The organism is Thermomonas sp. (assembly GCF_035369645.1).
Taxonomy (GTDB): Bacteria; Pseudomonadota; Gammaproteobacteria; order Xanthomonadales; family Xanthomonadaceae; genus Thermomonas.
The window spans coordinates 21,376-28,742 of the sequence record NZ_DAOOUM010000036.1; the positions used below are offsets into that span (position 1 = coordinate 21,376).

Genomic DNA, 7,367 nt, shown 5'->3' on the forward strand with positions numbered 1-7,367 from the left:
GCTTGTCGTAGTCCTGCGTAAAAAAAAGCCCGACAGCGTGAGCTGTCGGGCCGTCGGTGTCGGTGCGAGGGGGCGCGCGACCGACACCGTCCCTGCGGGAGGGATATGGCAGCCTGCCGATTACTTGGCGGCTTTGGCGTTAGCCTTGGTGGCCTTTTCCACTTCGGCCTTGACCTGAGCACTGGCCTGCTCGAACTGACCCTTGGCCAGCGAGCCGATGGCTTCGTTGGTCTTCACGGTATTGGCAAACACTTCTTGCACGGTGCTGAAGCTGCGTTCGGCGTTGGTGCGGGCAACCTGCACGCCCTTCGGCCACACGGCCTTCAGGCCATCGGCGTCGCGCACTTGCAGCAACTCGCCGGTGAAGGCGAAGCTGGCGTTGACGGTTTCTTCGATTGCGGCCAACTGCAGGCCAAAGGCCTTCTCGGCGTTTTCCAGGGCCAGACGATTGACGTTGGCGGCGGCATCGGCGAACTGGGTGGCGGCTTTGCTGAACTGATCGTTGAACTGGTACATGGCGGTCTCCTGCTGCTGTTATCGGCAAGGTTTGCCGGATTTGTGCGTTGCAGCATAAGCGGAGATTTGTTGCAATGCAACATGATGCCGACGAACGGTCGCCTCGGGTTCAGCTTGCCGCCTTCCCTCGCTTTGTTAACGCGGATGAAGCTGGCCGAATTGTGTGGTCGGCAACGCAATTTCGGGCACTGCCAGCGCGCCAGCCACTCCTCGTGCCTGTGGGGCCAAAAAGCCCAGGGCACGCGCATAGACATCGCGTTTGAAGGTCACCACATGCGCCAACGGGTACCAAAAATCCACCCAGCGCCAGCCGTCAAATTCCGGCGCGGGGGTCAAGTCTAGGCGCAGATCGCTGTCCGCCCCGCAGAACCGCAGCAAAAACCAGACTTGCTTCTGGCCGATACACACCAAGCGTTCTTTGCGGCGAATAGCATGCGGCGGCAACCGGTAGCGCAGCCAGCCGGGGGTCGCCGCCAGCAGCTCCACATGCTCCGGGCGCAGGCCGGTTTCTTCATGCAGCTCGCGGTACATCGCTTCAAGTGGGGTTTCGTCGGTATTGATCCCACCCTGCGGAAACTGCCAACCGTCCCGGCGCACGCGGCGTGCCCAGAACACCCGTCCATCTTCGTGCATCAGCACGATGCCCACATTGGGCCGAAACCCGTCCGGATCGATCACGATGCGGACCTCAAAAAATTTGCCTGCCCCGACTGTGCCAGCCAACGGCGGGGTGGGCAAGACTCGACATGCGGCCAATTGACGGCGGCCAGAACAATCCGGATAATGGCCGGCTCTGCGTTGGCTATGTAGCTCAGCCGGTTAGAGCACAGCACTCATAATGCTGGGGTCGGTGGTTCGAGTCCACCCATAGCCACCAACGCAAGCAGTCATCAGACCCCGCAGCTTGCGGGGTTTTGTTTATCTGCAGGATGGTTTGATGGATATCTTCAAGCGTTTCACCGTGGAAGCCGCACACCGGCTGCCCCATGTGGCGGACGGGCACAAGTGCGCACGGCTGCATGGGCATTCGTTTGTGATCGAGTTGCACGTCACCGGCGCGCCCGACCCGCACCTAGGTTGGGTGATGGATTTTGCCGAGTTGAAGGCGGCGTTTTCGCCGTTGTACGAGCAGTTGGACCACCACTACCTCAACGATATTCCCGGCCTGGAAAACCCCACCAGTGAGCAGTTGGCGATCTGGGTGTGGCAGCGGCTGAAGCCGCAGGTGCCGCTGCTATCAGAAGTGGTGATCCACGAAACCTGCACCTCGGGTTGCCGGTATCGCGGCGAGTAGGCGCTGCGCAGAGAATCAACTGGCAATTGACAATCATTCGCATCTTTGGTGTAGTGGGCGCAGATCACCCGAGCCCCCGCGCATGTACGTCTGCATTTGCAATGGCGTTACCGACCACCAGATCCGCGAAGTTGCGGAAGCCGGTTGCAGTAGCGTGTCCGAAATGACCATGCGCACCGGTGCCGGTGCCAGCTGCGGCTCCTGCCTGAATTTGCTGGCAGAGATGATTGACGATGTGCAGGCCGCACGCCGCGCCTTGCCTTTGCCGGTGCTGTCGCGCGCTGCTTGAGGCTGCCTGCCGGCAGCGCCCATAGCGGCGCTGCAACAAGAATGCCTCCCATTCCGCACCTTGCGCGTCGCGTCGCGCTATAAAGCACTGCCACGTCAATACAGGAGCTGCGCCATGAAGGGCGATGCCAAAGTCATCGGGTTTCTCAATAAGGCGCTCTACAACGAGCTGACTGCGATCAACCAGTATTTTTTGCACGCCAAGATGCTGAAGAACTGGGGTTTGAAGATGCTGGCTGCGCACGAGCATCACGAGTCCATCGACGAAATGAAGCACGCCGACTTGCTGGCTGAGCGCATCTTGTTTCTCGACGGGCTGCCAAACTTTCAGGCGTTGGGAAAATTGCGGATCGGTGAGACTCCGGTAGAGATTTTGCGCTGCGATTTGGCACTGGAAATGGACGCCGTACCGCTGCTGCGCGAGGCGATCGCGTACAGCGAATCCATCGGTGATTACGTCAGCCGCAAGCTGTTTGCCGACATCTTGGATTCGGAAGAAGAGCACATCGACTGGATCGAGACGCAGTTGTCGCTGGTCGAGCGCCTGGGCGAGCAGAACTATCTGGCGCAGACGCTGGAAGACTGAGTACGGCTGGCTTGTGTGGGGTGATGCAAGACACCGGCCAGGTGTGTTCCCCGGCCGGTCTTGTACTCAGCCGGGCGTGTTAGCGAGTAGGCGCGTTGCTGAATAACAACGCGCGCAAGGCCACCCGCACTTGCGCAAATTCACTGACGATGCGGGCAACCGCCGGGCCCGGCTGGGTCATGGTGCCGTCACGCGCGGCGTGTTCCAGATCGCGGGCCGCATCGGACAGCGTGGTGGCCCCGACATTGGCACTGGACGATTTCAGCGTGTGTGCGGCAACCCGCAGTGCAATCGGGTCGATGTTGACGGCGGCGCGCTCGAGCTGGGCAATCAAGCGCGGTGCGTCTTCCAGATATACGGCGATGATTTTGTCCACCTCGCCACCCAGCACATCACGTAGCTCATCGAGTACACGCTGGTCCAGCACCGAGGGTGCGCGCGTGCTCAATTGCGCCGCCGATGGGGTGGCTTCGGGGACGGTCATCGCGCTGCTCTTCCAGCGCGCGATGCATTGTTCCAGCTCGACCCGGGTGACCGGTTTGGCCAGATAGTCGTCCATGCCGGCATCCAGACATTTTTGCCGGTCACCGGCCATCGCGTTGGCGGTCATTGCCACGATGGGCATACGCCGGGTTGCCTTGCGCGATTGTTCCAGCTCGCGCCAGCGACGGGTGGCGCTGTAGCCGTCCAGTACCGGCATCTGGCAATCCATCAGCACCAAGTCGTATTGGGCTTGATCGAGTTTTTCCAGCGCCACTTGGCCATTGCCGGCGGTATCACATTCGGCGCCCAGCACTTGCAGCAAGCGTTGCGCCACCATCAAATTGACCGGATTGTCCTCGACCAACAGGATGCGCGGCTTGCTGGGGATGGCGTCCTGTGGCTTTTGCGCCGCTGGTGCCGGGTGTGGGTTCTGTTGGCCCCACGTCACTCCCGAGGCCGACAGCACGGCGCGCAGGTCGGCGTCTTCAACATTGCGAGGAATCAAAGTGGCGGTCACGGGTAGGTCCAATGAGGTTGCGTCATCGCCGCGCAGATACACCAAGCGGACTTCACCATATTGCTGTTTACGTTCCATGTTGCGGGCCAAGGAAACCGCCGTGCTGCGAATGCTGGTCAAATCTGCAAGCACCACCGAGAACGTCCATGGATCGCCCTGGGTATGTGCCTGCCGCAAGCGTTCCAGAGCATCGTGGGTGTTTTCCACGGCGGTGACGCGCAGGCCCCAGTTGGGCAATAGCATGGTCAGGCGCATGCGCAGGCGCGAGTCGGTGGTGATCAGCAACACCCGCCCGCCATGCAGATCCCCCTGTTGCATGGGCATGTCGCCTTGCACCTTGAGCAGCGGGATTTCAAACCAGAAGGTGGAGCCTTTTCCAAGCTGCGATTCCACGCCAATCTTGCCGCCCATCAAGGACACGATGCGCTGCGAAATCACCAGCCCAAGACCGGTGCCACCATACAGGCGCGTGGTGGAGGCATCGGCTTGGCTGAATGCCTGGAACAGCTTGGCTTGGGTGGCCGCATCAATCCCAATGCCGGTGTCTTGTATTTCGAATCGCAAAAGATGCTGGGTGACGGTTTCACCTAGGCGCTTGATGTTGACGGTGACATTGCCGCGCTCGGTGAACTTGATCGCATTGCTGACCAAGTTGCTCAAAATTTGGCGTAGGCGCACCGGGTCGCCACGCACGGGCAAGCGTACGGGCGAGTCGATGTTCAGATGCAAGTGCAAGCCCTTGGCGTCGGCCGAGCGCTCCATCAAGGTGATCACGCTGCCCAGTAGCTCACGCAAATTGAAGCCGGTGGTTTCCAGCTCCAGCCGGTCTGCCTCGAGCTTTGAGTAATCCAGAATGTCATCCACGATGCGCAGCAATTGTTGCGCCGACGCGGTGGCGGTCTTGAGGATTTCCTGCTGATCCAAACTGAGTTTGGAGGTAGAGAGCAAATCCAGCATCGGGATGATGCCGTTCAGCGGGGTGCGGATTTCATGGCTCATCGTGGCCAAGAATTCACCTTTGGCCATCACCGCCGATTCGGCCGCTTGTTTGGCCCGGGTCAGTTCTGCTTCGAGCACGGTGTGGCGGTCGATCTCCTCTTGCAGCATGCTGATTTCGGCTTCCTTCTCACGAGTGCGCTCTTCTTGATTGAGCAGAGCTTGTTCGCGAGAGCGGGTACTCCATGCCAGCGCGGTGGTGGCAAACAGTGCCAATAGTGCCAGCACCAGTGCAATCAGTTGCCATGGGCCTTGCACGCCAAATTGATTGATCGCCAGTGCCAATGCGGCACCCGCAGCTGCCCCCAGCGCCAGCCAGCGCGCACTTAGCAGGGTGAGGCCATCCGATTTGCCGGTATTCACAAGGCGGCACTCTGGAAGTCGAAGTCAAGGGCTTGTTCAGGGCGTTGTACCAGATTGCCCTGAATGTAGTCGATGCCGGCCACCCAGAGCGCGGCGGCGGCTTGCGGGTCTTCCACTGCTTGCCCGATCACTTGCAGGCCCAGCCGATGGGCAGATTCGATTGCCAGTCGCATTTCATCTTGCATGGCTTGCTGCAATGGCTGCTGGGCAAAGTCGGAGGACAGCCGCAGGTAGCCGAGTGGCAGCATCCGCAAGAGTTGATTGCCATCTTCGGTACTGCGGAACTGGCTGAGGCAGAACTGCACGCCTGCCGGGACCAATTGCTCGCAAAATTGCTGAAGCAGCACGCTATGCACCACAGCATCTTCTTGACGGATATCGATAACCAGCGAGGGGCCATCCACGCCGGTGCGCGCAAGCGCTTGTTGCAGCCATGCGGCATAGCCGTCTTGGCCCAGCGTGCGCGGTGTTTGCGAAACATACAGGCGCACCGGGCGGCTTTCTGCGCGACGCTGTTGTAACAGCACCAGCGCACGCTCCATCACCCAGCGGTCAAGTTGCGCAAGCAAGCCTGCGGCGTGTGCGGCGGCTAAAAAATCGCCAGCTTTGCGCACGCTGCCATCGGCACCATGCATGCGTACCAGCACTTGAAACTGCGCCTCATCGCCACCGGCAACCGCCACCACCGGCTGGAACGCCAAATACAGACCTGTGCCTGCAGGTGCGAGTGCGCTACGTAATTCATCGATCAAACTGTCCGATGCTGCAATTTCCGGTGGCACGTAGCCAGCAATCCCGGCGGATAAACCATGCGCCTCGCGCGTGGCATCCTCGGTGGCCGCCAGCACCGCACCGGTATCGCGGAACCCATGTGCAAAAGTGGTGAACCCAATTGTGCAGCGCAGGCGCAACGGCTCGTCATTCACCTTGAAGTCGTGATAACCAATCCCGTCACGCAGGCGGCGTGCAAAGCCTTCCAGCCACGTATGCGGTTGCTCCCGCACCACGACCAGAAAGGCGTTGTCGCTCAGGCGCGCGGCCATGGTGTGTGGCTCCAGCAAGGCACCCAGATGCAGGCCGGCGGCATTGAACAGGGCATCCAGGGCGGCATAGCCATAGCGTTGGCGCAGTGCGGTGGGGTTGCCCAGTTCCAGCAGCAAGGCACCACCGGCGGTATGGTGACTCAATTGGTTGGCCAAGGTTTGCATGAGTGCTTGGCGGGTATGCAGACCGGTCACAGGGTGCCGATCCGGTGTGCCTTGCCCATGCAAGCTATCGCTCAACGCGCGTGCGCGGCGGATGCGGTTTTGCACGGCGGCAATCAGGTGACGCGGCCGTACCGGCTTGAGGATGAAATCGTCGCCGCCTTTGTCCAGTGCCTCCAGTTCCCGCTCGGGATCCTTGTCGCCAGTCAAAAACACCACCGGGGTATGCGAAAACAGCGTGTGCTCACGGATCTGGGTGGTCAACGTGGTGCCACTGGTGCCGGGCATGTGCAGGTCCATCAGCACCAAATCGGGGTTGAAGCGCTCCAGTGCGTCCATCATGCGCTCGGGAATGGCGACCACCTCGGCCTGCATACCGGCACCGCGCAAAATGGCTTCGGCAAACATCGCTTGGCTGCGGTCATCCTCGACAATCAGGACGCGATAAGGGTTGCTGTCCGCCACGGCGGCAGGAAGTACGCTGCTCATAGTCCAATCTCCCCCTGGTTCGCCACGGTTGCGTATTCAGGTCTTGCAGTTGCAATCGCAGGTGCAAGCACCAACTTTGCGGCATTGGCGATAGCAGTCCAAGTGTGTCCGGGTGTGTCCATCCAGTGATTTTGACGCAAAAAGCCGTGCGAGTCGGCCTTTGTCAGCAATAAATCGGCCATCAAGATGGCAATGTCGACATCGTGTACCAGTAGCTGTGCCGTGCGCCGGTTGCAAATTCGCTTCCCTGTGCACTTGGCAGCTGGCGAGACCGTGCTTGACGGCGGGATTGCAACAGTGCGATATCGGCGTCATGTCTGTTCTGCGCCGCAAGCCCAGTGCAATGCCCAGTGCCCTGCCAAGCCCCAAGCGCAGCATGGTGGGCAGTGGCCACCCGAAGTTGGCCCAGCTATTGCTGGTGCTGCTGGCCTTGGGGTTGGGCGGGTGGGGCGCATGGCGCAGTTTTGCGCCGCAGCCCAGTAATGCGCGTGAACAACTGGTGGCACAGGCCACGCAAATTGCCAATTTGCAGCAGCAGGTCGCCAATCTGAGGCGGTCCGATCAAATCAGCCGGCAGGCGAATACCGACTTGCAGGGTACCTTGGCCGAGCGTGATGAAGAAGTGGCCGG

8 protein-coding genes and 1 tRNA gene are annotated in these 7,367 nt (G+C 60.5%); 5 read left to right on the forward strand and 4 right to left on the reverse strand.

The features are described 5' to 3' along the window. Positions 1-120: 120 nt before the first annotated feature. Both PK789_RS08165 and PK789_RS08170 read right to left on the reverse strand, forming a co-directional pair. Positions 121-516, reverse strand: a complete 396-nt coding sequence (locus PK789_RS08165) for a phasin family protein (protein WP_324308278.1) — start codon at positions 514-516, stop codon at positions 121-123. A gap of 135 nt (positions 517-651) precedes the next feature. Then, the gene (locus PK789_RS08170; protein WP_503011930.1) at positions 652-1,194 is read right to left on the reverse strand and encodes an RNA pyrophosphohydrolase; all 543 of its coding nucleotides are present in this window, start codon (positions 1,192-1,194) and stop codon (positions 652-654) included. A 122-nt stretch (positions 1,195-1,316) separates the two neighbouring features. Here PK789_RS08170 and PK789_RS08175 point away from each other — a divergent pair. The 4 genes from PK789_RS08175 (at position 1,317) to bfr (ending at position 2,684) form a co-directional block, all read left to right on the forward strand. After that, positions 1,317-1,393, forward strand: a tRNA-Met gene (locus tag PK789_RS08175). Positions 1,394-1,453: 60 nt separating this feature from the next. Then, positions 1,454-1,810 carry a 6-carboxytetrahydropterin synthase QueD gene (queD, locus tag PK789_RS08180; RefSeq protein WP_324308279.1) on the forward strand — a complete coding sequence of 119 codons (357 nt, stop codon included), beginning with the start codon at positions 1,454-1,456 and terminating at the stop codon, positions 1,808-1,810. A gap of 82 nt (positions 1,811-1,892) precedes the next feature. Continuing rightward, on the forward strand, positions 1,893-2,099 hold the full coding sequence (locus tag PK789_RS08185; RefSeq protein WP_324308280.1) for a (2Fe-2S)-binding protein: 207 nt from the start codon (positions 1,893-1,895) through the stop codon (positions 2,097-2,099). A 114-nt stretch (positions 2,100-2,213) separates the two neighbouring features. After that, positions 2,214-2,684, forward strand: a complete 471-nt coding sequence (bfr, locus tag PK789_RS08190) for a bacterioferritin (RefSeq protein ID WP_324308281.1) — start codon at positions 2,214-2,216, stop codon at positions 2,682-2,684. A 79-nt stretch (positions 2,685-2,763) separates the two neighbouring features. On the opposite strand, the gene PK789_RS08195 is transcribed toward bfr, so the two are convergent. Together PK789_RS08195 and PK789_RS08200 are read right to left on the reverse strand one after the other, a co-directional pair. Continuing rightward, complete coding sequence (locus tag PK789_RS08195; protein WP_503011931.1) at positions 2,764-4,995, reverse strand: ATP-binding protein; 2,232 nt, start codon at positions 4,993-4,995, stop codon at positions 2,764-2,766. Between the two features lie 44 nt (positions 4,996-5,039). After that, positions 5,040-6,737, reverse strand: a complete 1,698-nt coding sequence (locus tag PK789_RS08200) for an EAL domain-containing protein (RefSeq protein ID WP_324308282.1) — start codon at positions 6,735-6,737, stop codon at positions 5,040-5,042. Between the two features lie 313 nt (positions 6,738-7,050). On the opposite strand from PK789_RS08200, the gene PK789_RS08205 reads away from it, so the two are divergent. Continuing rightward, positions 7,051-7,367: DUF6776 family protein (locus PK789_RS08205; RefSeq protein ID WP_324308283.1), on the forward strand; the 317-nt coding region annotated here is incomplete at its 3' end.